Origin of the sequence: Xanthomonas sp. Leaf148, from assembly GCF_001423585.1 — a bacterium.
Classification (GTDB): Bacteria; Pseudomonadota; Gammaproteobacteria; order Xanthomonadales; family Xanthomonadaceae; genus Xanthomonas.
Genome location: NZ_LMOP01000008.1, coordinates 1,306,867 through 1,332,136 on the forward strand (window position 1 = coordinate 1,306,867; position 25,270 = coordinate 1,332,136).

Genomic DNA, 25,270 nt, shown 5'->3' on the forward strand with positions numbered 1-25,270 from the left:
CCTGTGCCCCGACGCTACGACCACGACGATTCCGACGACTTTCAGGACGACTCCAACGCGCAAGGCCCCCGCTGGCAACGCAGGCTAATTGTCTGGGGATTTGCCGCGATCGCGCTGGCGCTCGGTTTCCTGATTCCTTACACCGTGTATCTGAACAAGCAGGTCACGCAACGCTTCGGCGAGCTGCGTTGGCAGATCCCGACCCGTGTGTACGGGCGCCCGTTGGTGCTGGTGCCCGGCAAAGCGTTGGATGCGGCCACGCTGAAGACCGAGCTCGATGCGGCGTCCTACCGCGACGACGGCCAGGCCAAGCTGGCCGGCACCTATCAGCAGGATGGCAGCCGCTTCACCATCGCCAGCCGCGGCTATAACGATGTGGACGGGCGCGTGCCTGCCCGACGTATCGAGGTCAGCCTGACCGGTGGCCGCGTGGCGAGCCTGCGCGATGCTGCCGACCGCAAGACGCTCAAGAGCGCGCGCCTGGATCCGGCGCGTATCGCCACGCTGTATGGCCAGAAGCAGGAAGAGCGCCGACTGGTGCGCATGGAAGAAGTGCCGGAACTGCTGGTCACCGGCTTGCAGGCGGTAGAAGACCGCGATTTCAACAGCCACCACGGCATCGATCTGAGCGGCATGGTGCGTGCGGCGTGGATCATGGTGCGTTCCGGCGGCCAGGTCCGTCAGGGCGCCAGCACCTTGACCCAGCAGCTGGCGCGCAGCGGGCTGCTCGGCATTGGCAAGGAACAGACGGTCACGCGCAAATTCAACGAAATTCTGTACGCGGTGATCATGGAGGCGCGCTACGACAAGCGCACCATCCTGGAGGCCTACCTCAACCAGGTCTATCTGGGTCAGCGCGGCGGGCAGGCCATCCACGGCGTGTCATCGGGTGCCGAGCTGTGGTTCGGTCGCGAGCTCAATTCGATGACCACCGAGCAGATCGCACTGCTGATCGGGTTGGTCAAGGGGCCGTCGTATTATGACCCGCGGCGCAATCCGGAGCGCGCGCTGGATCGACGCAACTTTGTGCTGGGCAAGCTGCACGAGAACCAGCTGATCGACGACGCCGAATACAAGCGCGCGCTGGCTGCGCCGCTGGGCGTGCCCACCGAGCCGGGTCTGGTCGCGGCCAACCGTTTCCCGGCCTATGTGGATCTGGTGCGCCGGCAGCTGGCCCACGATTACCCCGAAGGCGTGCTGCAGGGCGCCGGCATGAGCGTGCTCACCGGCATGTCGCCGTCCGCGCAGGCCTATGCCGAAGGCGCGGTGACCGGCACCATCAAGCGGCTGGACAACAAAAAGCGCCCGCCGCTGCAGGCGGGTCTGGTGATGACCGACGTGCACAACGGCGATGTGCTGGCAGTAGTCGGCAGCCGCGATGTCGCCAAGCCGGGCTTCAATCGCGCAGTCGAAGCGCAGCGGCAGGTGGGTTCTTTGCTCAAGCCCTTCGTCTATCTGCTGGCGCTGGCCTCGCCGGATCGCTGGGCGTTGTCCAGTTGGGTCGACGATTCACCGGTGACGGTGCAGCTCAGTCGCGGCAAGACCTGGTCGCCGGGCAATTCCGATAACCGCAGCCACGGCACGGTGCGCCTGATCGATGCGCTGGCGCATTCCTATAACCAGGCCACGGTGCGGGTGGGCATGCAGGTCGGCGCCGACCGCGTGGCGCAATTGATCCAGGTGCTGGCCGGCATCAAGGCCGACCCGAACCCATCGCTGATCCTGGGCGCCACCGATCAGAGTCCTTACGGCATGGCGCAGCTGTACCAGTTCCTGGCCGCCGGTGGCGAGATCCAGCCACTGCATGCGGTGCGTGGCGTGCTCGACCCGCAGGGCAAGTTGCTCAAGCGCTATGACAAGACCCCGGCGCCAGCGCAGGAAGGCGATTCGGTGGCGGCCAACCTGATCAGCGTCGCTCTGCAGCAGGTGGTCAGTGGCGGGACCGCGCGTCAGCTGCTCGGCGATGGCCTCGGGCGCCTGTCGCCGGCCGGCAAGACCGGCACTTCCAACGACGGCCGCGACAGCTGGTATGCCGGCTACACCGGCGACCATTTGGCGGTGATCTGGATGGGTAACGATCAGAACGAGCAGACCGGCCTGTACGGCGCGACCGGCGCGATGCGGGTGTGGTCGAGCATCTTCGCGCGCCTGCCCAGCGCACCGTTGAAGGTCAGCGGCAAGGGCCTGGACTGGCAGTCGGTAGATGCGGCCGGCACCGGCGTCACCGATGCTGGCTGCCCGGGCGCACGCCAGTTCCCGTTCGTGGTCGGCTTCACGCCGGCCTATGCGCCGTGTGCCGGTAATGCGCCCTCCATCGAAGACGTGCCGGACGATGGATCCGCACCCGCCGAGCAATCCAGCGGTGGCGGCTGGCGGCGTTTCTTCGGATTGGAAAAGAAGCCGGAAGAACCCGCCCCGGCGCCTGCGTCGGCGCCCCCTGCACATTGAGTGGAGTGACCCCATGATCCGATTGCACCGCCTTGTTGTCCTGATCGGCGTGCTCGCCGCAGTCACTGCCTGCGTCAGTGCGCCGCCCGCGCCGCCGCCGACCCCGGTGGACCCGACCACGCCCACCCAACGGCTGTTGCTGATCGAACGCGAAGCCGGCGTGGACGACACCGAGTTGTCGGTGCAGCCGCTGCGCGACCCGCAGGTGGACGATCTGCGCGAGAGCGCCAAGGCCAAGCGCCAGGCCGGCGATCTGCCCGGCGCTGCGGCGGCGCTGGATCAGGCCCTGGGGCTGGTGTCCGGCGACCCGGCGATCCTGCAGGAGCGTGCCGAAGTGGCCGTGCTGCAGGCCGATTGGCCGGCCGCCGAACGCTTTGCCAACCAGGCTGTGGAGCTTGGCTCCAAGACCGGCCCGCTGTGCCGGCGCCATTGGGCCACCATCGAACAATCGCGGCTGGCGCGTGGCGAAAAGGAAAATGCTGCCTCGGCCAAGTCGCAGATCGCCGGCTGCACCGTGCCGGGCGTGAAGCGGTACTGAGTGCGTGGAATACCGGTTGCGCTGCCAGCAGCGCGGCCGGTTCGGCTGGCTGCGTCATGCGCGGTTGAGCGAGTAGTTTCGTAAGCGGGCCTCTTATAGGTCACTCGATAACAGCACCCTCTGCCTCGTCCGCAGCAGGTCTGGTGTTCGAGTGCTATGCGTTCGTGGTTGCGTGCCTTTGGCCGCTTCTGGGTGATGTGTGACCACGCGCGTGGCATGGGCAATCTGCCTTGTTGTCTGCAAGTCGCCGATTCATGCCAACCAAGCCGCTGGGTGACGAAGTTTGCATCGCCGATCGGGATGCAATCTGTGTCCGGATGGGGCAGCGCATCTCTAGCGACAAAAACGTAACAGCGCATCGGACCGCACGGATGACGCAGCGATCAGCGCGCGCCAACTGCATCGAAGGCGCCTGGGCCTCGCTGGCAATCGGCATCAGCCGCGCATGGCACAACGCAGCTGTAAAATCGATGCATCACCCTCTCACGTCTGCCGCAGTCGCCTTACCGCGATGAAGTGTTTACCGACTGCTGCAGACCCGATCCAGGCAGCATCACCGCGCACGCGCTAGGCTGTCGTGCTTCTTCTTCCGCATCCGTCGGTCTCATGTCCCAACTTGCCACTGCCAGCATCGAGGCGCTCAGCGAGGGCGGGGCGCTTGCGCGTCAGCTCGATGCGTTTGCGCCGCGCGATGCGCAGTTGCGCCTGACCGGCGCCATCGCCGAGGCGTTCGAACAGCGCGACGTGCTGCTGGCCGAGGCCGGCACCGGCACCGGCAAGACCTATGCGTATCTGGTGCCGGCATTGCTGTCCGGGCTCAAGACCATCGTCTCGACCGGCACGCGTGCGCTGCAGGATCAGCTGTTCCACCGCGATCTGCCGCGCGTGCGCGCCGCGTTGGGCATCGGGTTGCGCAGTGCGTTGTTGAAAGGCCGCGCCAATTACCTGTGCAAATACCGCACCCAGCAGGCGCGTGGCGAGCCGCGCTTCGCCACGCCCGAGCAGGTGTCGCAATTCCAGCGCATCGTGGCCTGGAGCGGACGCACCCAGTACGGCGACATGGCCGAGATGGAAGCCTTGCCGGACGATTCGCCGCTGCTGCCGATGGTGACCTCCACCGTCGACAACTGCCTCGGCACCGAGTGCCCGTTCTACAGCGAGTGCTTCGTGGTGCAGGCACGCCAGCGTGCGCAGGCCGCCGATTTGGTCGTGGTCAATCACCATCTGCTGTTGGCCGATCTGGCGCTCAAGCAGGAAGGCTTCGGCGAGATCCTGCCGGGCGCGCAGGCCTTTGTCATCGACGAAGCGCACCAGCTGCCGGAGTTGGCAGCCAATTTCTTTGGCGAAAGTTTCGGCATGCGGCCGTGGCAGGAGCTGGCGCGCGATTGCATGGTCGAAGCGCGTCTGGTCGCCGGTGCGCAGGCCAGTCTGCAAGAGCCGATCCTCGCCCTGGACGAGGCCTTGCGCGGCCTGCGCGCCGGCATGGAAGGCCTGCCGCCGCGCGGCACGCAATGGCGTGCGCTGGCCAAACCGCAGGTGCGCGAAGGGTTCGATGCGGTGCTGTCGGCGTTGGCGCGCTTGGGCGAATCGCTGCTGCCGTTGCGCGAGGCCTCACCGGGATTCGATGGCTGCACCGCACGTGCGCAGGAAGCGCTGAACCGCTTGTCGCGCTGGCTGGGCGAAGACGTGCCGGTGGCGGATTTTGCCCAGGATCTGCCGGAACAGGCCGTCGACAACGATGTGCTCTGGTATGAGCTCAGTCCGCGTGGATTCCGCTGCCAGCGCACGCCGCTGGACGTGTCCGGGCCGCTGCGCGAGCACCGCGAAAAATCACAGGCAGCCTGGGTATTCACCTCGGCCACGCTGGCGGTGGGCGGCGAGTTCGACCACATCGCGCTGCGATTGGGCTTGAGCGACCCGGTGACCTTGCTGCAGCCCAGTCCCTTCGACTGGGAACGTCAGGCGTTGTGCTACCTGCCACCCAATCTGCCCGATCCGGCCGCGCGCGGTTTCGGTACCGCCTTGATCGCGGCGTTGACCCCGGTGCTGGACGCCTCCAACGGCCGCGCGTTCTTGTTGTTCGCCTCGCACCGCGCGCTGCGCGAAGCGGCCGAAGCACTGCGTGGTGCGCCGTGGCCGTTGTTCGTACAGGGCGAAGCACCGCGCGCCACGCTGTTGCAGCGCTTTCGCGATTCCGGCAACGGCGTGCTGCTGGGGTCGGCCAGTTTCCGCGAGGGCGTGGACGTGGTCGGCGATGCATTGAGCGTGGTGGTGATCGACAAACTGCCGTTTGCCGCGCCCGACGACCCGGTGTTCGAAGCGCGCCTGGATGCGATCCGCCGCGAGGGCGGCAACCCCTTTCGCGACGAGCAGTTGCCGCAGGCGGTCATCGCGCTCAAGCAGGGTGTTGGGCGGCTGATTCGCAGCGAGACCGACCGTGGCGTGCTGGTGCTGTGCGACCCGCGATTGGTGAACAAGAGCTACGGACGCACTTTCATGAAGTCGCTGCCACCGTTTGCGCGCACGCGTGAAATCGCCGATGTGCGGGCGTTTTTTGGCGTCTCCGCGCCGCTGGGTGACAATGCCGGACTGACGTTGCCGTTCGGCGACGGCTGATCCTTCTCCTTCTTCCTGTTGCGGCCCTGCCATGAACGTTCTCGCATTCGAAACCTCTACCGAAGCCTGTTCCGTCGCGCTGTCCGTAGACGGGCGCGTCATCGAGCGTTTCGAACTGGCGCCACGTCGCCATGCGGAACTGGCGTTGCCGTGGGCCGAGCAGTTGCTGGCCGAAGCCGGCATCACGCGGCGTCAGCTCGATGCGATTGCGGTCAGTCGTGGGCCCGGCGCGTTTACCGGCGTGCGCCTGGCCATCGGCATCGCGCAGGGCATTGCATTGGGTCTGGATCGACCGGTGCTTGCGGTCTCCACGCTGCAGGTGCTGGCGCTGCGTGCGCCTGCCGATGCCACGCATGTGCTGGCCTGCATCGATGCGCGTATGGGCGAGGTGTATGCCGGCGTCTTCGCGCGTCATGGCAATGGGTTTTTGGAACTGGCGCCGGAAGTGGTTTGCACGCCCGATACGCTGGTCGTGCCCGAAACACAGCACTACTTCGCCGGAGTGGGCACCGGGTTCGCTGCCGCCGATGGTCTGCTGCAGCAGCGTTTTGCAACGCAGTTGAGCAGCGTTGATGCCAGCGCCTTGCCGCATGCCGCCGACCTGCTCACGCTGGCGGTACCGGCGTTGCAGCGCGGCGAAGGCGTGGCGCCGGAACGCGTGGAGCCTGCCTATCTGCGCGATAACGTCGCACTGACGCTGGTCGAGCAACAGGCCGCACGTGCAGCGAAGGCAGCCGCAGCCTTAGCCGCGCCATGACACGCGGCGATAGCGAACGCGCGCGGTTTCGCGGCTGTCTGCTGGGTCTGGCGGTCGGCGATGCGCTTGGCACCACGCTGGAATTTTGCGCGCCCGGCAGCTTTACCCCGATCGACGACATGCGCGGCGGTGGCCCGTTCGCGCTGCGTGCCGGGCAATGGACCGACGACACCTCGATGGCCCTGTGCCTGGCGCACAGCCTGCTGTATCGGCACGGATTCGATGCCGCCGATCAGATGAATCGCTACTGCAACTGGTACCAGCACGGTTACCTCAGCAGCACCGGCACCTGTTTCGATATTGGCGGCACCGTGCGGCAGGCGCTGGAGCGGTATCTGGATGGCGGACCGGCCTTCAGCGGCAGCGAGGACCCGCGCACGGCCGGTAACGGCGCGTTGATGCGGCTGGCCCCGGTGCCGATGTATTACGCGCATCGCCCCGACGAATTGGGCGCGCGTGCCGCGGACAGTTCGCGCACCACGCATGCCGCCGCCGAAGCGCTGGATGCCTGCCGGCTGTTCGCGTTGCAGCTGCGCGCCGCGCTGCTCGGTGGCGATCGTAAGACAGTGCTGCAAACGCAGTGCGATAGTTTGGTGACGCCGGCAGTGCGCGCATTGGCTGCGCGCGACCACGCGTCCGTGCCCTCGGCGCAGATCCGCGGCACCGGCTATGTGGTCGATTCGCTGTCGGCCGCGCTCTGGTGCTTCGCCACCACCGAGACGTTCGCCGATGCGGTGCTGCGCGCGGCCAACCTGGGCGACGATGCCGACACCACCGCTGCGATCTGCGGCCAGCTGGCCGGCGCGTTCTACGGCGTCGACGGCATTCCGGCCGCCTGGCGCGAGCGGGTCCAGGATGCTGCCGAGATTGTGGCATTGGCCGACCAGTTGCATGCCGCGGCGCAGGTTGCCTGACTTACGGCGACCGCTTGGCTGAACACACTGGCGGCCGCAGCCGGCTGTGATCGTTGTCAATGCTCCGCTCAATCAACGCGGGCAACGCGATCGCGCCGGCCTGCAGGTCGCACCCGCCTGAAGGGACGCCGCACCAGCCCAAGGGTGAAAATCCGCATCGTGCCCGAACCGCAACACCTCGCATGGCCCGCGCAGATCGGTCGGGTTCCACCGCACCTTCAGCGGTCGTCGTGCAGCTCGCCGCCGGGCAGGAACAACCAGGTGCGCGTGACTTCCAGAATGTCCACGTCGTCCTTGGTCCTGGGCAGGGGCGGGAAGGGCTGGGCCAGCTGCACCACGCGCAGCGCGGCATCGTCCAGCGCCGGCACGCCGCTGGAGATCAGGACGCGGCTGCTTTCCACGCTGCCGTCGCGGCGTACGCCCACGCTGATGACCACCTTGCCGCCCAGTCGGCGCCGACGCGCGTCGTCCGGATAATTCAGATTGCCCACGCGCTCGGCGCGATCCACCCAGGCGCGCAGATAGTTGGCGTAAGCGTATTCGCGGGTACTGGCCGACACGAACTTGCGGTTCGGGCGCTTGGCGTATTGCTCCGAGCGCAGATGCACTTCGGCCGCAAGCCGGGCCATTTCCGCATCGCGCTGCACGCGCTGCGCATCGGCCGGGGTGAGCGGATCGGTCTGCGGATTGGGTTGTGGCGTCGGCACCGCCTGCTCGCCGCGACGGCTGCTCACCACGCGGGTCTGGGTCGGCTCCGGGGCCTGCACGCTGGTTGCGCGCTGCGCCTGTGGGGCAAGCCCGGTGCGGTCCTGCGGCACCACGCCAGGTTGACTGTCGCGCGGACGCTGGGCGGTGTCGTGGTTGCCGCCGCCCTGCTGGTTGGCCTGGGCCAGGAAGTCGGCCTGCTTGGGCGTCAACGGCGTGCTGGTCTGGCTGAAGATCACATCCAGCGTCGGTACCAGCGGCGCGTCTTCGCTGATCGTAAAACCCACGCCCAGGATCAGCGCGGCGTGCAGCAACAGCGAGATCACCAGCATCGCACTCAGGCGCTGGCGCTCATCCATCGCAGCAGGCTGCGCCGCGGCCGTGCTCATTGCGCGGCGCCGGCCTCGATCGCGTCGAACAGCAGCCCGGCGATGTTCAGGCCGAACTGCGCGTCCAACTCGCGCACGCAGGTGGGGCTGGTGACGTTGACCTCGGTCAGGTAATCGCCGATCACGTCCAGGCCCACAAAGCGCATGCCGCGCCGGCGCATTTCCGGGCCGACCTGCGCGGCGATCCAACGGTCGCGCTCGGACAACGGCCGGCCTTCGCCACGCCCGCCGGCGGCCAGGTTGCCGCGGAATTCATCGCCCTGCGGAATCCGCGCCAGGCAATAGTCCACTGGCTCGCCATCCACCAGCAGGATGCGCTTGTCGCCGGCGGTGATGTCGGGGATGAAGCGCTGCGCCAGGGTCAGTTTGCGGTTGCCGTCGGTCAGCGTCTCCAGGATCACGTTGAGGTTGGGGTCGCCGGTGCCGCTGCGGAAGATCGAACGCCCGCCCATGCCGTCCAGCGGCTTGAGCACCGCCTGTCCATGTTCCAGTACGAAGGCTTTCAGCGCCGCCGCATCGCGGCTGACCAGGGTCGGCGGGCAGCACTGCGGAAACAGCAGCGCCGCCAGCTTCTCGTTGTAGTCGCGCAGGCCCTGCGGGTCGTTGACGATCTGCGCGCCGGCGCGCTGCGCCACGCTCAACACCTGGGTGTCGTAGACGAACTCGGCATCCACCGGCGGATCCTTGCGCATCAGCACCACCTGGCCGGGGCCGAATGCCAGTTCGGCGAACTCGCCCAGGGTGAACCAGCCGGCTTTATCCTCACGCACGCTCAGCGGCGCGACCTGCGCCACCGCGCGGCCCTCGCGCAGGCTGAGTCCGCCCGGGCGCACGTAATGCAGGCGATGACCACGGCGCTGGGCTTCCAGCAGCATGGCGAAGGTGGTGTCTTTGGCGATCTTGATGGAGGCGATGGGATCCATCACCACAACGACGTCGAGCAACATGGGGCTAAACCTTTCGAACAAGCTGCCGATGGTAACTTCAAGCGGTGGGCGATGGCGTGTCTGGCGGGTCGCAAATGCGCGACTTGCCGGTCCGGACGCACCCAGACGCGGTCGGAACGTCCGCCTGGCGGGGGCCCGGCAATGCGCCCTTGACAGTCAATGCGGGTCTTGGGATATACATGCAGTTTCGTAGCGACGTCGGAAGGGATGAAGCGTTGCGCGTCCGGGGATATTTGCATGAGTGAAAACATTGCTGCGGGTGGGGAACTCGCAGGACTGAAGGTGATGGTGATCGATGATTCGAAGACCATTCGCCGCACCGCCGAAACGCTGCTGAAGCGGGAAGGTTGTGAAGTAGTGACAGCGACGGATGGTTTCGAGGCACTGGCCAAAATTGCGGACCAGCAACCTCAGATCATTTTCGTCGACATCATGATGCCGCGCCTGGATGGGTACCAGACGTGTGCGTTGATCAAGGGCAACCAGCTCTTCAAGTCGACGCCGGTGATCATGTTGTCTTCCAAGGATGGCCTGTTCGACAAGGCACGCGGCCGCATCGTCGGCTCCGAGCAATATCTGACCAAGCCATTCACCCGTGAAGAACTACTGAGCGCGATCCGCACGTACGTCCACGCCTGACCAGGGGGAAAGGCAACATGGCTCGAATTATATTGATCGAGGACTCGCCCACCGATCGGGCAGTCTTCAGTCAATGGCTGGAAAAAGCTGGCCATACGGTTGTCGCCACCGACAACGCCGAAGCGGGACTTGAGCTGATTCGCAGCCAGGCGCCCGATTTGGTGTTGATGGATGTGGTGCTGCCCGGCATGAGCGGCTTCCAGGCAACGCGTGCACTTGCACGCGACCAGGCCACCAAGGACATCCCCGTGCTGCTGGTCAGCACCAAGGGCATGGAAACCGACAAGGCCTGGGGTTTGCGACAAGGTGCCAGCGACTACATCGTCAAGCCGCCGCGCGAAGACGATCTGATCGCACGCATCAAACAACTGGTGCGTTGATGCGTTCTCCATTCGATATTCTTGAAGACTACGAGCGTCGTAGTCTTGCGCATGCCACGCCGCTGCCGGAACGCCAGTTCTCGGTCGATATCTGGCGTGGCGTCGGCTACCGGGTCGGTACCCGGCGACTGGTGTCGGATTTCCGCGAAGTGGCGGAAATCGTGCCGATGCCGCCGGTGACGCCGGTGCCCGGCGGGCAGCCTTGGTTGCTGGGCGTGGGCAACCTGCGCGGCAATCTGTTTCCGGTGATCGATCTGAAGCAGTTCCTGGAGGGCCGTCGCACGGTGCTGCAGGAAGGCCAGCGTGTGCTGATCATGCGGCAGAGCGGCGGCGACGTCGCGCTGACCATCGATGAGCTGTACGGCCAACGCAGCTTCGAACAGTCACAGGCGGTCGAGCCCGGCGAGTTGGCCCAGGGCCGCTACGCGCACTTTATCGGCCGTGCCTTCCGCAACGAGACGCAGGACTGGGGTGTGTTCTCCCTGGCGTTGCTGTCGCGCACTCCTGAATTCCGGCAGGCCGCGGCCTAAGCCGCGACCCCGCCACGTCATACAGATCGAGGTCGAACCATGAGTACCGCCCCGGACGCCCGCAAGACCAACAAGCTCGGCAGCGTCAGCACCAGCTTCTGGCTTGGCTTGCTGGTGTTGTCGATGATCGTGTTTGGCGCCAATACCGGCGTCGCGACCTGGCAAGGCAGTCGTCTTGCCGGTGCCGGCACCGGCGCGGCCGACTTGCAGGTGCTCTCGCAGCAGCTGGCCAACCAGGGCCGCGAAGCGGTGTCCGGCGATGCCAAGGCGTTTGCGGCCTTCAAGGAAACCAAGGGCCGCATCGACAGCACGGTGAGCGAACTGGATGGCCGCTACGGCCAGGAAGGCTCGGTGGCCAGTTCGATGGCGCAACTCAAGGCGACCTGGGTGCCGCTCAGCAAGAACGCCGACCAGGTCATCGCCAGCGAACCGGCGGTGCTCGGTCTGGCCGGCAACGCCGAACGCTTTTCCGGCAACGTGCCGCAGCTGCAGGCGCAGTTGAATGAAGTGGTGCGCGCGATGACGGTCAGCGGCGCACCCGCATCGCAGATCTACAACACGCTGCAGCAGGTCGTGGTTGCCGGCACCATGGCGCGCCGGGTCACCGAAATGCGCGCCGGTGGCGCCAATGCCGCCGCCTCGGGCGACGCGCTGGCACGCGACTCGGTGGTGTTCACGCAGATGCTGGAAGGCCTGCGCGCAGGTAACGAAGAAATGGGCATCGCCGCGGTGCGCAATCCGGCCGCGTTGTCGGCGCTGGAGCAGTCGCAGGCGCAGTGGACGACGATGAAGAAGGACATCGACGCCATCCTCGCCAGCTCGCGCAACCTGTTCGCCGCGCAGTCGTCGGCTGCAGCGCTGACCGCCGGTTCGAGCAAGATGCTGGACGACAGCAAGAAGCTGTTCGATGCGTTCTCCGCCTTCGGTTCGGTGCGCGATACGCGCCTGTTTCCGAACTTCTGGCTGGGTGTGGTCTCCGGCCTTATCGCGTTGCTGGCCATCGTCGGTTTCGTGTGGAGCTCGGTGCGCGTACGGACCCGCGAGCAGGACGTGCGCTACCAGGCACAGGTTGAATTCAACAGCCGCAACCAGCAGGCGATTATGCGGTTGCTGGACGAAATCAGCTCGCTCGGTGAAGGCGATCTGACCGTCAAGGCCTCGGTGACCGAAGACATGACCGGCGCCATCGCAGACGCCATCAACTACGCCGTGGACGAACTGCGTCACCTGGTGACCACCATCAACGACACTTCGGCCAAGGTGGCCGTGTCGACCCAGGAAACCCAGGCCACTGCGATGCAGCTGGCCGAAGCCGCTGGCCAGCAGGCCAACCAGATCACCACCGCGTCCGAGCGCATCAGCGAAATCGCTGCCAGCATCGAACAGGTGTCGCGCAACTCCACCGAGTCGGCCGAAGTGGCGCAGCGCTCGGTGGTCATCGCCGCCGAAGGTGCCGGCGTGGTGCGCGAAACGATTCAGGGCATGGACCAGATTCGCGACCAGATCCAGGAAACCTCCAAGCGCATCAAGCGCCTGGGCGAATCGACCCAGGAAATCGGCTCGATCGTGGAACTGATCAACGACATTTCCGAGCAGACCAACATCCTGGCGCTCAACGCCGCGGTGCAGGCGGCCTCGGCAGGCGAGGCCGGTCGCGGTTTCGCTGTGGTGGCCGACGAAGTGCAACGCCTGGCCGAACGCACCTCCGGTGCGACGCGCCGGATCGAAGGCCTGGTGCAGACCATTCAGGCCGATACCAACGAGGCGGTCAGCTCGATGGAGCAGACCACCTCCGAAGTGGTGTCCGGTGCACGCCTGGCCGAAGACGCCGGCACCGCGCTGACCGAAATCGAGCGCGTGTCCAACGCACTGAATAACCTCATCAAGAACATCTCCATCGCCGCACACCAGCAGTCGGCGGCGGCCACCGATATCACACAGACCATGGGCGTGATCCGTCAGATCACCAGCCAGACATCGCAGGGTGCGGAACAGACGGCCGACTCGATCGGCAACCTGGCTCAGCTCGCTGCCGATCTGCGCCGTTCGGTCGCCGACTTCAAGCTGCCGGCGTGACCACGACGCGGAATGGGAAAGGATCAGCAGATGGCGCGTAGTCGCATTACGTCGATGCAGGAAGTGACCGGTGACCGCGCAAGCGGTGAGCCGGCCGTTGTCAGGGGGCTGCAATGAGTGCGCTTCGCGATGCGATGAGCCACGCCGCACTGGGCTGGGTCAAGCCGGAGCTGGACGAAACGTTGCGCCAGGCGCGCAACGAGATCGAATACTTCGCCGAAGAACCGTCCGATACCAGTCGGATGCGGCTGTGCGCCGGTTACCTGCACCAAGTGCAGGGCACCTTGCGCATGGTCGAGTTGTACGCGCCGGCGATGGTGGCCGAGGAGCTTGAGCTGCTCGCCCAGGCCGTACAGGCCGGCGAAGTGGCCGACCGCGACGAAGCCTGCGCCATGCTGATGCGTGGCACCGTGCTGCTGCCCGATTATCTGGAGCGTCTGCAGAACGGTCACCGCGATATTCCGATTGTGCTGCTGCCGCTGCTCAATGAAATCCGCGCCACTCGTGGCCAGCCGGGTCTCAACGAGAGCGTGTTGTTCGCATTCGACCCGCAGGCCGGTGTTGCCACCGAAGCCGAGCTGGATCACGCGCGCGGCAGCCTGTCTGGCCGCAACCGCGAACTGCTCGACACTGTCGGCAGTGCGGTCAAGGAAGAATTGCTGCGCGTGAAAGACGCGCTGGACCTGCACCTGCGCACCGGCGGCGACATCGCCGAGCTGCAGACCCAGGTCAAGGACCTCGGCAGCGTTGCCGACACCCTGGGCATGATGGGTCTGGGCGTGGCACGCAACGTCGTCGTGCAGCAGCGCGATGCGCTGGCGCGCGTGGTCGATGGCCAGGTGCAGATGGACGAAGGCGTGCTGCTGGATATCGCCGGCGCGCTGTTGTACGTGGATGCGTCGCTGGACGATCAGGTCGCCAGTCTTGGTGCCGACATCGGCGACGGCAATGAGGCCGGCAACAGCGCCACCTCGGCGGAAGTGCGCCGCACCGTGGATGTGCTGGCGCAGGAAGCGATCGCCAATTTCGGTGCGGCGCGCGAGCATTTCGTCGCCTTTATCGAAACCAATTGGGATCACGCGCGTCTGACCGATGTGCCGCATCTGCTCGGCGAAGTCGGTGGTGCCTTGCGCATCCTCGAACTGCCGCAGGCTGCCGATTATCTTGAAGGTGTGCGTCGCTACGTCGATCTGGAGTTGATCGGCAAGCAGCGCGTGCCCAGCGGCCGCCAGCTGGATACGCTGGCCGACGCGATGGCCAGCCTGGAGTACTACCTGGAAGCCCTGCGCGAGCGCCGTCCCGGCCGCGAAGAGATTCTGGACATCACCCGCAACAGCCTGGAAACACTGCGTTATTGGCCGCTACCGTCGGGCCAACCGTCCGAATTGCCGGTCGGCGCCGACCAGCCGGGCAACGTGGCTGAGTCGCAGCCGGTCGCTGCGTCGCTTACCCCGCACGCCGGCACGCCGGAAGCAGCATCCAACGATGCGGCGCCTGTCGCGTCGCTGGAATGGGCTAACGAAACCGTGGTCGAAACGCCGTTCGCGGCCAGCGTGGTGCACGACACCGGCGCTGCGGCCACCGATACGGTGTTCTCGTTCGACCCGGTGGCCGCGGAAGAAACCCTCTCCGGGCAGGCGCACGTGCCGTTTACGGTTGCGCCGCTGGATCTGTCCGACGACGGTGCGCACGCGCCGGGTGATTGGCAGCTGCAAACTACCGAGCAGGCCACACCGATCGCCACGTCCGCGTTCGACCCGGTGTCGGCCGAGCAGGACAGCCACGCGCCGAGCGAGGCCGCACAGGTCAGCTACACCGTGGATCTGAGCGCGCTGGAACAGGAGCAGGCCGCTGCGCCTGCGGTGGTCGAGACGACGCCGCTGCACATCGAGCAGATCGATCTGCCGGGCGATGCGGACCAGGTCGACGCGCCGCTGGACTTCATTGCAGAAAACGAAGCGCGCCGCGCGCAGATCAGCATCGACGATGCGTTCTCGCCGCCGCCGGCTCCGCCGCAGGAACTGGACGATCCGTTCGTCGAGTCCGCGCCGGATGACGCACAGGATGCGCCGACCGACGCCACTGCCGAGCAGACCGCTGCGCGTGTGCAGCAGGCGACCGTCAGCGAGTTCGAACTGGACGATGCATCGTCTGCCTTCCTGGCACAGCTCGACGCTGCCGCCGCGCAATTCGACGTGGAGCGTCCGCAGGATGCATCGGCACGCAGCGACGCAGCGTCCGACGCCACGCCGGTGCAGGCCGCGAGCGAACCGGCTCCGGCCGCTGCTGCCGATGCCGATGCCGATGCCGGCATTTTCGGCGGCTTTGGCGACAGCGATATCGACGACGATATCCGCGATGTCTTCCTCGAAGAATTCGACGAAGAGCTGGTCAACCTCGGGCAGTTGCTGCCGGTCTGGCGCGCTGCGCCGAATAGCCCGGAACATCTGCGCCCGATCCGCCGCGTCTTCCACACCTTGAAGGGCAGTGGGCGTCTGGTGGGTGCCAATGTGCTCGGCGAGTTCAGCTGGAAGGTCGAGAGCATGCTCAACCGCGTGCTCGACAACTCGCGCCCGGCCAGCCCGGCGGTCGTGGCGATGGTCGAGCTGGCCTACGAGGTGCTGCCGCAATTCAATGCAGCGCTGCGCGACCAGGGCCGCATCAGTGCCGATCTGCCGGAAATCCAGGCAATCGCCGAGCGGGTTGCCGCCGGCGAAGAGATCTATTACGTGCCCGCACCGGTCACGCCGGTGGCGGCCGAGACTGCTGCGATTCCTGCGGTTGCCGGTGCGTTTGTCGCCAGCGGCGGGACCCCCGCATCGGTGGACAGCGTGCTGCGCGAGATCCTCGAAGCCGAAGTCGCCACGCATCTGGAAACGGTCAACGCCTGGTTGCAGGCCACCCAGGCCGAGCCGCAACTGGCAACCGAAGAATTGTTGCGCGCCGTGCACACCATGAGTGGCGCGTTCGCGATGACCGATGTGCCGGAAATCACCTTGGTGACCTCGCCGGCCGAAAGTTATGTCAAGCGTCTGCTGGGGGCGTCGCAAACGCCATCGCAGGACGGGATCGATGCGATCACGGCCACGGCCGCAGCGATCGCCACCACGGTCACCGCACTGCGCGCCGATGCGCCGTTGATTCCATCGTTTGCGCCCCTGACCGAGCGCTTGCGCGCGTTGGTGGACACGCTTCCCGAAGCGCAGTGGCCGCCGCAGGCGTTCCTGGACGAGCTGGACGATCTCGACGCTGCCAGCGATGAAGTTGCCGCCAGCGAAGCGGTCGAACTCACCGGCGTGGAAGATCTGTCGCAGTACCTGGACTCCAGCGCACTGCCGGCCGATACCGCCGCACCGACGCATCCGTCCGACCAGTCGCAAGACGCCGACGCACACGCTGATGCACCGATTGCGGTGGACGAGCTGGCCGAGGCCGAGGCGAACGAATCGCTGCAAGCACCTGCAGCGAGCGATGCACACGTCGCAGCGCTGGAGCAGGACACTGCATTTGTCGCGTCCGATGCCGCGTCCAGCGATGGCGCCGCAGCGGTGACGCACACAGAGCAGTCCGAACAGCTGCATGGCGATGCCGCGCAGCACGACGAAGCGCCCTTGCAGGCCGCCGCGACGCACGACGCCTCCGATGAGCCGGCGGTCGAAGCCGACGCCTGGGATGCCACCGAACTGCAGCACGCCGAGACAGCGGAAACGGCGTTGCAGCCTGCAGACCATGCCGAAGCTGCAGCGACTGAAACGGACGTCGCTTCCGATGCAACGCCTTCCGCTGCGTCCGACGCGGCAGAACATGGCACGCACGCAGACGATGCCGTTGCGGTAGACGAGCTGGCCGAGGCAGAAGCCACTCTGGGCGAATCGCAGACGCTAGCGCCAGCGGCCGATACCGACACGGTTGCAGACGAAGCGACTGTCGAAACCATCGACGCATTGGAAGCAGTGCACGCCGATGCGCCGGTCGCCGACGAAGCGCCTGCGGCAATCGCCGAGGACTGGACCCCGGAAACCGCGGCGCTGGACAGCGTCTCGACCGATCAGGAGGGTCAGTACGCCGATCAGGGCCACCTCGACCACGTTGCTGCGTCGTCCGAGCATGACGCCGGTGCGCAGGATCAGCACGCCGAGCACGTCGCAGACCAGGCCGCAGAGCACGCCGAGTCGCAGCAGGCGCACGACGCCGGTGCGCAGGTCAGCGAACAGGAACAGTACGCCGCGCAAGCGGACGAGCACGCAGGGTCGCAAGACCATGTGGACGCCGAGCAGCTTGCGCATTCCGAAGCACAGCCGGCGTACGACGCACCGTCGCAGTCGGACGCGCAAGGCGAATCGAGCGAGCAGCTGGATGCGATCGAACAGGCGCAGCCGGACCAGCTGTCGCACGACGATGCATTGACTGCCGAGACTGTCGACGAAGCCGCGCAGGCGGACGTCGAGCATTTGGACGCAGCGCACGCAGAGGCCGAGCACGCCGACGCGCAGCAGGCCGAGACGGTGCACGCCGATGAGGCAGTGTCGGAGCAGACCATCGAGTCGGTGCAGGCGTTCGAAATGGCGCATGCGGCCGATCAGGTCGAGGAATCGGGTGATCCGCAGTCCGAGATTGCGCCTGAGTTGCATGACCAGATCGCGACGGCCGACGCCCATGCGCAGCATGACGACGCGACCGCAATGCGCGATCAGTTCGAACACCCGGAGCATGCAGAGCACGTCGATGCCGGCGAGCCTGCAGACCACAGCGCACCCGACACCGAGCACGCAGACGCCGAGCATGAAACCACCGCAGCCGCGGCCTTCAGCGCACCGGTGGAAGACGCCGCGCCGGTCGAGACGGCCACCAACGAAGTGGGCGCCGCGTTCGATATCGGTCCGCTCAACTTCGATCGGCTCGATGGCGAGCTGATCGACATCTTTGTCGAAGAAGGCCGCGACCTGCTGGACCATTGCGATGGTCTTATCGCCCGCATGCGCGAAGTGCCGGAAGACCGCGAGGTCCTCAACGGACTGCAGCGCGATCTGCACACGCTCAAGGGCGGCGCGCGCATGGCCGGCATCAACGCCATCGGCGACCTCGGGCATGCGATCGAATCGCTGCTCGAAGCAGTGGCGGCCAACCGTACCGACATCGATCGCGACGACGTGCGCTTGTTCGAACGCGGCTTCGACCGGTTGCATCAGTTGTTGACCCGCACCGGCATGCACCGCGCGGTGTCGATGCCGACCGACCTGGTGGAAGCATTCGAAACCCGTACCCGTGGCCGCGATGCCGCCCCGCCCAGCGACGCCGATGTCCGCGCGATCGCCAAGGCGTCGGTGGAGCAGGCACCGTTGTCGGCGCCGATCCCGGTCGAAGGCCAGGTCGAAGAAGAGTTGATGCCGCGTGCACAGCAGGAACAGGTGCGCGTGCGTGCCGACCTGCTGGACCGCCTGGTCAACCATGCCGGCGAAGTGGCGATCTATCGGTCGCGCCTGGAACAGCAGTTGGGTGCATTCCGTGGCGCCATGGGCGAACTGGATCGCACCAACGCCCGTCTGCGCGACCAGTTGCGGCGTCTGGATCTGGAAACCGAAGCGCAGATCGTGGCGCGTTATCAGCGCGAACAAGACCAGGGCGATCGCACCTTCGATCCGCTGGAACTGGACCGCTTCTCCACCCTGCAGCAGCTCAGCCGCGCGCTGAACGAATCGGCGGCCGACTTGGGCGGTCTGCAAGGTGTACTGGAAGACCTTTCGCGTCAGTACGACGGCTTGCTGCAACAGCAGTCGCGCGTCAGCTCCGAGCTGCAGGACGGCCTGATGCGTGCGCGCATGGTGCCGTTCGACGGCCTGGTGCCGCGTCTGCGCCGTGTAGTGCGCCAGGCGGCCAGCGAGACCGGCAAGCAAGTGCATCTGCTGCTGGAAGGCACCCAGGGCGAACTGGACCGCAACGTGCTCGACCGCATGGTCGCGCCGTTGGAACACATGCTGCGCAACTCGGTTGCGCACGGGCTGGAAACGCCGGAACAGCGGCGCGACGCAGGCAAGCCGGAAGAAGGCAATATCGCGATCCGGCTGCGCCGCGAAGGCTCGGAAATCGTGCTGGAAGTGGCCGACGACGGCGCCGGGCTGGATCGCGAGGCGATCCGTCGCCGTGGCGAGCAGCGCGGCCTGATCGAACCGGGTCAGGAGCTCAGCGAGGCCGAACTCGATGGTCTGATCTTCGCCTCCGGTTTCAGCACCTCCGAACAGGTCAGTCAGTTGTCCGGCCGTGGTGTGGGCATGGACGTGGTGCGCAACGAAGTGCGTCAGCTCGGCGGCTCGGTGGACATCCACTCGGTACGCGGGCAGGGCGTCACCTTCACGCTGCGCCTGCCGCAGACGTTGGCGGTCACCCAGGCGGTGTTCGTGCGCATCGGCGAGACGACGTTCGCGGTGCCGGTGGGTTCGGTCAGCGGTATCGGCCGCATCTCGCGCACCCGTTACGAGTCGGGCGAGGGCGGTTACCACTACGCCGGCGAAGAGTATGTGCTGCACGATCTGGGCTCGCTGGTCGGCCAGCCCGTTGCACGTGCCGACGGTCAGGCGCAGGTGCCGTTGCTGCTGGTGCGTGCGGGCGATCTGCGCGCGGCAGTGGCGATCGATCAGGTGCTGGGCAACCGCGAAATCGTGGTCAAGCCGGTGGGTCTGCAGATCGCCTCGGTGCCGGGTATCTACGGCGCCACCATCACCGGCGATGGCCGCGTGGTAGTGATCCTGGACGTGGCGCCGCTGGTACGTCGTTACCTCAGCCAGCCGGCGCGTCCTACGCTGGAAACCCCAGCCGAAGCGCAGCGCCAGGTGCCGTTGGTGATGGTGGTCGACGACTCGCTGACCATGCGCAAGGTCACCAGCCGCGTGCTGGAACGTCACAACCTGGATGTCACCACCGCCCGCGACGGCGTCGAGGCCCTGGAACTGCTCGAAGAGCGCGTTCCGGATCTGATGCTGCTGGATATCGAAATGCCGCGCATGGACGGCTACGAGCTGGCCACCGCGATGCGTGCCGACCCACGCTTCAAGGCGGTGCCGATCGTGATGATCACCTCGCGCAGTGGCGAGAAGCATCGCCAGCGCGCCTTCGAGATCGGCGTGCAGCGCTACCTGGGCAAGCCTTACCAAGAGTTGGATCTGATGCGCAACGTGTATGACCTGCTGGGGATCGCTCGTGTCCGAGACTAATGGCGCAATGGGAACTCCGGTCGCCCTGCTGGGCCGGCCGGGTGAGGCGCGCGAGCGTCTGCGCGAAGCGCTCGGCCTGGCCGGTGCGCAGGTCGTGCTGGAAGACGAACCGTCGGCGGTAGACGTGCAGATGCTGCGCGATGCCGAGCCGGTAGCGGTGCTGGTCTCGCTGGAACCGTCGATCGAAGACGCGCTGGAGGCGTTGGAGCCGGCCTTCAATATGCCTGGTGTGACGGTGATCTTCGACGAAGCCGAACTCACGGTGCGCCGCGAGGGCTGGGAAGCGCAGCGTTGGGTACGCCATCTGGCCGCCAAGCTGCACGGCCATGCCGATGTGTTGCCGCCGGGCACCGAAAGCGAGCCCTCGCTGCAACCCGAGCCGGGTCTGACGCTCGCCCCGCGCCAGCATTCGGACCTGCAACTCGATCAACATCTGGAAGCGGCCGCGCATGCCTTCGAAAGCATGCCGGGTGATGCCATGTTTACGCGCGCTGTCGATCACGCGCAGACGCCTGCCGCTGCCGCTGCCGATAAGCCGAGTACGACGCTGGGCGATTCCAGTACCTGGGGTCTGGTCGACGAGGTTGCCGTGGTGGTGCGCCCGCGTACCGAAGTGGACGTGGCAGCGCTGTCGACCGGCGGCTTGTCGCTGGTGGATCTGGAACACAGCGGCGAAGTGACCGGCGCGGTGCTGGTGATGGCCGGCATTGGTGGGCCGGATGCGATCCGCCGGCTGCTGGCGGCGCTGCCGCCTAACTTCCCGCGCGCGGTACTGGTGCGCATGACCCTCGATGGTGGCCAGTACGGCAACCTGGTGCGGCAGATGGGGCGCGTCTCCGCGTTGCCGGTCGAGCTGGGTGAGCCGGGACAGGTGGTCGCGCCGAGCAAGGTCTACGTGTTGTCCGACGAAATTGGCCTGCAGCAACACGCAGGTGCACTGGCCTTCGTGGCGCATAGCGATCCTGCTGCGCTGATCGCGGCGCTGCCGGCCACCGACAGTGCAGTGCTGATGCTCAGCGGCGCCAACGAGACGCTGGTGGATGCATCGCTGGCATTGGCCGAGCAGGGTGGCTGGTTGGCCGGTCAGTCCGCCGACGGTTGCTACGACCCGGCCGCTGCGGCGCGCCTGTCACGACAAGGCATTTTGACCGGCGATCCCGCGCAATTGGCGCAGGCGTTGGCACAGCGTTGGCCGGCGTAAGCCGGGCGCTCCCTCTCAGATTCGGAATGGTGCGATGAGCTACGCCAACAATGACGAAATCCGCGGCGTCCTGATTCAGGCCGGCACCGAGCGGGTGCTGCTGCCGAACGCCACGGTGGCCGAGGTGATGTCGCGCGTGGCAGTCGAGGCGCTGCCGGACATGCCGCGGTGGGTGGTTGGGCGCATCGACTGGTACGGCTGGAAGGTGCCGCTGCTGTCGTTCGCACGCCTCAGCGGCCTGGGCGACGAACCTACGGCCGTCAACAACAAGGTGATCGTGCTGAAGGCGCTGGGCGGCAATCCCGTGCTGCCGTACTTCGCATTGCTCACTGCCTCGTTCCCGCAGCTGATCTCGGTGCCGCGCGACGGCTTGCTGGCCGACGCCTCGGAAGACGCGCTGCCGGACGGCGTGCACATGCGTGTGCTGCTCGGTGAGCAGAGCGCGCTGCTGCCGAATCTGGACGCCATCGAGTCGCAGGTGGCGCAGGCGCTTGCCTCGGCTGCCGCCGCCTAGAGCAGCCGTCACAGCGACACCGCAGCCGTCGGACCGACGTGTGCGGTGCTCTCCTTCGGCAGGGCGTGCGCGCAGAGTGCAGCCTCTGTGTGATCTCCAGATCCAAGCGGGACATGCACGCAGCGTGTGGATCGCCGCGCTTGAAACGACTGGAATCCAGGCGATGCGTCTGCGGTCGCGCGCATGCGTGAGCGCGGCGGGTGGATGGTTCGGCGTCAGCGTTGTGGATTTCGCATCGCGCTGCGCAGCTGGCGCTGATCGATACGATGCGCGATATCGCGATTGTAGAGTGACGTCATGAGCCTGCCCGCCTTCAAGCCCGTGTGCCATGCGGACGGTGTGGTGTTGTCCGATCTGGCCAACGCCGACCCCGCCGCAGTGGCCGACTATCACGCGCGCAACCGCGGCCATCTGATCGAGGCGATGCCGCTGCGGCCGCCTGCGTTCTACACCGTCGAAGGCTGGCGCCGGTTGTGCATCGCCTACCGCGCGTCGGTGCCCGGTGAGCGCGAACTGCAACTGGTGCTGTGTTCCGGGCCAGACGTGATCGGCACGGTGGGCTTCACCCAGATTCAGCGCGGGGCGTTTCAGGGCTGTCATCTCGGCTACGGGCTGGATGCGTCCCATCAGGGGCGCGGGTTGATGCAGTGGGCCGCCACGCAGGGCATCGCATTCGTGTTCGGGCCGCTCGGGTTGCATCGGATCATGGCGCAATACGTGCCGGACAATGTGCGCAGCGCGCAGGTGCTGGCGCGGCTGGGCTTCCAGATCGAGGGCCGCGCGCGACGCTATCTGCAGTTGAACGGTGTCTGGCGCGATCATGTGCTGACCAGCCTGCTGCGCGAAGACGGGGAGTTCGGCGCGGAGTGAGGTGCGCCGCGTTTCTGCTGGCGATAGCGGATGCTTGCGATAGCGCGGCATCGACCGGCGCGACCGGTGGTCGTAGTCGACATGGACCACGTTGATACTCCGCGTCCTGTGCGCCGTCCACAGCCGGCTGACGTCTGCTCGCTGCGCTTTTTTGGCTGCACTCACTTCGGTTGCGTTGGGCCCACCGTTTCGACGCGCACGCGGTCGGTTGGCAGCCGTGGGTCGCGAGCGATGTCCAGTTGCGCAGATACATTGCGCTTGCTGTATGCCTTGCGCAGTTGATCGAGCCACTGTCGGAACGCGTTCGCCTCGGGATCTGCCGTCCAGATTCGCAGCTGCACCGGCCCACGTTGTCCGGCAGGCAGCGCGTGGTCGAGCCACGTATCCGGCGAGGTCGTCAACGCAAGCAAGTGCACCGGCTTGGAGGATCTTGCAGCATCGTCTGCGGCGCTGGCTTGCGGAGCAGCCACTGTCGATACCGGCCCGGGAGCCTGCGCTGCGGTGTGTTCTTGCACGCGTTGTTGCGTGGCAGCGTCTTTCTGCAATGGTGCGCGTTTGATCGAGGGCGCACGCGACAGCTGTGCATCCTGAGGCGCCCGGGAGACCACTGCAGCGGCTGGCGTGGAGTGCGCAGGGTTCCCCGCGTCCAATTGCCCGAATGGCTGCATGTCGTTTGCCGGTGTCGCAGCGGCAAACGCAGGCGCAGCTGCCGGCTTCGGTTTGCTGCGTACGCGTGCCTGCGCGGCGTTGGCGGTATCCGGCACAGCGGCGTTGCGATTTGCGGACGGAGACGGCATCTCGGCGACTGATGCGCTGACGGACGGCGAAACCGGTGCAGGTAGCGCCGGCAGCGCGAGGTCGGCGGCAGGGGCTGCTGCGATTGGCGCGGGTTCGGAAGGTGCTGCGGCCGGCGCCGGGGGAGTCGGAACGACAACCAACGACTCCACAGGTTGCGCGGGCGCGGGCATCGGCGGTGGCGCAAACGCTGGCGGCGGCGGGGCAGAAGCGGGTTGATGCATGCGTTCTTCGACCGTGCTATCAAAATCTGCTGACGCTGACGCTGACGCTGACGCTGACGCTGATGCGGGCGCGGGCTCTGGCTGCGGAATCTGAGGCAGCGGTGCCTGATTGTCCGGGGCCGATCTTGTCAGCTTTTCTGCGTCCGCCTGGGCTTGATCGGCTGGCATAGCCGCAGCCGGCGCAGCCTCCATCGATGTTGTCGGCGGCGTAGTCGCTTGCCATTGCAGGCCGACGCCGACCGCCAGGGTGACCGAGGCCGCCAGCGCCAATGCCGGCATCCAGCGCTGGCGTCGTGCGCGACGCGCGACAGGGGGATGCGCGCGCGTTGCATCGGTTGCTTGTGCTGCATCGCTGTTCTGCGCGGCATGCGAGGTGATCGGTGACGTCGCCGCTGCCAGCACTGGAGCCAGCGACGTATCACCTGGTGCAACGCTGGAGGACGAGCGACTCGCCTTCTGCGTCGCCTCCACTGGCGCAGTGCCATCACCCACAGACGCATCGGCGCCATCGTTCTCTCGCAACGCAGGCGTGGCGGCATGCGTGGCTGTGGACGCAACGGGAAGCTGCTGCTGCAACCACGCACGCGTGCTGTCGTGTACCGGCGCACCCAGTGCCTGCGCCGCGTCGTCGCCGTCTGCCAGTCGTGCGTGGATGGCGGCGCGCTGTGCGGCCTGCGCCTGCTCCGCCTGCGCGGCAGCGGCAGCGAAGATGGCGCCCATCGTCGCTGGTGGTTCGAACTGCAAGGTGTCTGCTGCGTCTGCCGATATTGTCTGCGCCGATCCAGGCGCAGCGGTATTGCGCGTGCTGTCGGCCTGCGCAGCGGCCTGCGCAAACCACGCTTGCATGCTGTCGGGCGGCGCGTAGGCCGGCAATGCACGTAGCAACGCGGCCAGGCCATCTTCGCCAGCAATAAAGCGCTCGAATAGTGTGCTCACTGCGCGGCGTCCAGGCTCAGGCGCAACTTGGCAAACGCATAACGCAGCCGGCTTTTGACGGTCTCGAAGCCTTCGCCGACCACCTGTGCGATGTCTTCGATGGCCAGGCCGGAAAAGAACCGCAACACGATCACTTCGCGCTGCGCATCGGGCAAGGCCATCACCGCGCTGCGTACCCGATGTTGCTGCTGACCCAGCATTGCCAGCTGCTCGGTGGACAGGTCGTCGTCGGGCAGGTGCAGATGGCTGTCGTCCAACGGCACCGAGGTGGCGACGTAAGCACTACGGCGGGTGTCGATCCACGCATTGCGCGCGATCTGGAATAGAAAACTGCTGAAGGCGGCTTGCTCGGGGCGGTAGTCGCTGCAGCGGGTCATCAGCTTGAGCCAGGTCTTCTGTGCCAGGTCTTCGGCCTCGCCGACATTGCCCTCGCACTGCCACGCCAGAAAATTGAACAAGGCGCGGTTATGCCGCTTGAACAGCTCGGTGGCCGGCTGTTCGACAAAGCCATTGGCGACGAGGAGCATGAGCTCCTCGTCGGGGAGATGCGCAAGATCGGCAGGATGCATGCGCGCAGTATAGG

Annotated in this window: 17 protein-coding genes; 13 read left to right on the top strand and 4 right to left on the bottom strand. The window is 66.4% G+C overall.

Going from position 1 to position 25,270, the window contains the following annotated elements; genetic code table 11:
* Positions 1-3 precede the first annotated feature (3 nt).
* The 5 genes from mrcB to ASF90_RS10095 all read left to right on the top strand — a co-directional run bounded on the left by mrcB (position 4) and on the right by ASF90_RS10095 (position 7,273).
* Positions 4-2,448 (top strand): penicillin-binding protein 1B, encoded by a 2,445-nt coding sequence (mrcB, locus tag ASF90_RS10075; protein ID WP_055849180.1) that lies wholly within the window; start codon positions 4-6, stop codon positions 2,446-2,448.
* 13 nt (positions 2,449-2,461) lie between these two features.
* Positions 2,462-2,986, top strand: a complete 525-nt coding sequence (locus tag ASF90_RS10080; protein ID WP_055849184.1) for a hypothetical protein — start codon at positions 2,462-2,464, stop codon at positions 2,984-2,986.
* Between the two features lie 606 nt (positions 2,987-3,592).
* Complete coding sequence (locus ASF90_RS10085) at positions 3,593-5,602, top strand: ATP-dependent DNA helicase (RefSeq protein ID WP_055849187.1); 2,010 nt, start codon at positions 3,593-3,595, stop codon at positions 5,600-5,602.
* 31 nt (positions 5,603-5,633) lie between these two features.
* Positions 5,634-6,359, top strand: a complete 726-nt coding sequence (gene tsaB, locus ASF90_RS10090; protein WP_055849190.1) for a tRNA (adenosine(37)-N6)-threonylcarbamoyltransferase complex dimerization subunit type 1 TsaB — start codon at positions 5,634-5,636, stop codon at positions 6,357-6,359.
* Positions 6,356-7,273, top strand: a complete 918-nt coding sequence (locus ASF90_RS10095) for an ADP-ribosylglycohydrolase family protein (RefSeq protein WP_055849193.1) — start codon at positions 6,356-6,358, stop codon at positions 7,271-7,273. Before tsaB ends, ASF90_RS10095 begins: the two co-directional genes overlap by 4 nt.
* Before the next feature lie 218 nt (positions 7,274-7,491).
* Here ASF90_RS10095 and ASF90_RS10100 read toward each other — a convergent pair whose 3' ends face one another.
* Both ASF90_RS10100 and gshB read right to left on the bottom strand, forming a co-directional pair.
* The gene (locus ASF90_RS10100; RefSeq protein ID WP_055849196.1) at positions 7,492-8,367 is read right to left on the bottom strand and encodes an energy transducer TonB; all 876 of its coding nucleotides are present in this window, start codon (positions 8,365-8,367) and stop codon (positions 7,492-7,494) included.
* A complete protein-coding gene (gene gshB / locus ASF90_RS10105) occupies positions 8,364-9,314 on the bottom strand; it encodes a glutathione synthase (protein ID WP_055849199.1) in 951 nt (316 codons plus the stop codon). Before gshB ends, ASF90_RS10100 begins: the two co-directional genes overlap by 4 nt.
* Positions 9,315-9,551: 237 nt before the next feature.
* On the opposite strand from gshB, the gene pilG reads away from it, so the two are divergent.
* The 8 genes from pilG to ASF90_RS10145 all read left to right on the top strand — a co-directional run bounded on the left by pilG (position 9,552) and on the right by ASF90_RS10145 (position 22,732).
* Positions 9,552-9,953: a twitching motility response regulator PilG gene (pilG, locus tag ASF90_RS10110; protein ID WP_005913706.1), complete on the top strand. Its 402-nt coding sequence runs from the start codon at positions 9,552-9,554 to the stop codon at positions 9,951-9,953.
* A gap of 17 nt (positions 9,954-9,970) precedes the next feature.
* Entirely contained in the window at positions 9,971-10,333 is a 363-nt protein-coding gene (locus ASF90_RS10115) for a response regulator (protein WP_006450735.1), read from the top strand.
* Positions 10,333-10,863, top strand: coding sequence for a chemotaxis protein CheW (locus ASF90_RS10120; RefSeq protein WP_055849203.1), 531 nt, complete (start codon positions 10,333-10,335; stop codon positions 10,861-10,863). Before ASF90_RS10115 ends, ASF90_RS10120 begins: the two co-directional genes overlap by 1 nt.
* A gap of 39 nt (positions 10,864-10,902) precedes the next feature.
* On the top strand, positions 10,903-12,939 hold the full coding sequence (locus ASF90_RS10125) for a methyl-accepting chemotaxis protein (protein ID WP_055849207.1): 2,037 nt from the start codon (positions 10,903-10,905) through the stop codon (positions 12,937-12,939).
* 113 nt (positions 12,940-13,052) lie between these two features.
* Complete coding sequence (locus ASF90_RS10130; protein ID WP_055849210.1) at positions 13,053-20,147, top strand: Hpt domain-containing protein; 7,095 nt, start codon at positions 13,053-13,055, stop codon at positions 20,145-20,147.
* Positions 20,148-20,154: 7 nt separating this feature from the next.
* Positions 20,155-21,348 carry a chemotaxis protein CheB gene (locus ASF90_RS10135; RefSeq protein ID WP_055849213.1) on the top strand — a complete coding sequence of 398 codons (1,194 nt, stop codon included), beginning with the start codon at positions 20,155-20,157 and terminating at the stop codon, positions 21,346-21,348.
* A gap of 34 nt (positions 21,349-21,382) precedes the next feature.
* Positions 21,383-21,862 (top strand): chemotaxis protein CheW, encoded by a 480-nt coding sequence (locus tag ASF90_RS10140; protein ID WP_055849215.1) that lies wholly within the window; start codon positions 21,383-21,385, stop codon positions 21,860-21,862.
* 297 nt (positions 21,863-22,159) lie between these two features.
* Positions 22,160-22,732 carry a GNAT family N-acetyltransferase gene (locus tag ASF90_RS10145; protein ID WP_055849218.1) on the top strand — a complete coding sequence of 191 codons (573 nt, stop codon included), beginning with the start codon at positions 22,160-22,162 and terminating at the stop codon, positions 22,730-22,732.
* Between the two features lie 161 nt (positions 22,733-22,893).
* Here ASF90_RS10145 and ASF90_RS23420 read toward each other — a convergent pair whose 3' ends face one another.
* Positions 22,894-24,687 (bottom strand): hypothetical protein, encoded by a 1,794-nt coding sequence (locus ASF90_RS23420; protein WP_055849221.1) that lies wholly within the window; start codon positions 24,685-24,687, stop codon positions 22,894-22,896.
* A complete protein-coding gene (locus tag ASF90_RS10155; protein WP_055850350.1) occupies positions 24,684-25,256 on the bottom strand; it encodes a sigma-70 family RNA polymerase sigma factor in 573 nt (190 codons plus the stop codon). The genes ASF90_RS23420 and ASF90_RS10155 overlap by 4 nt, the downstream gene beginning before the upstream one ends.
* Between the last annotated feature and the right edge of the window lie 14 nt (positions 25,257-25,270).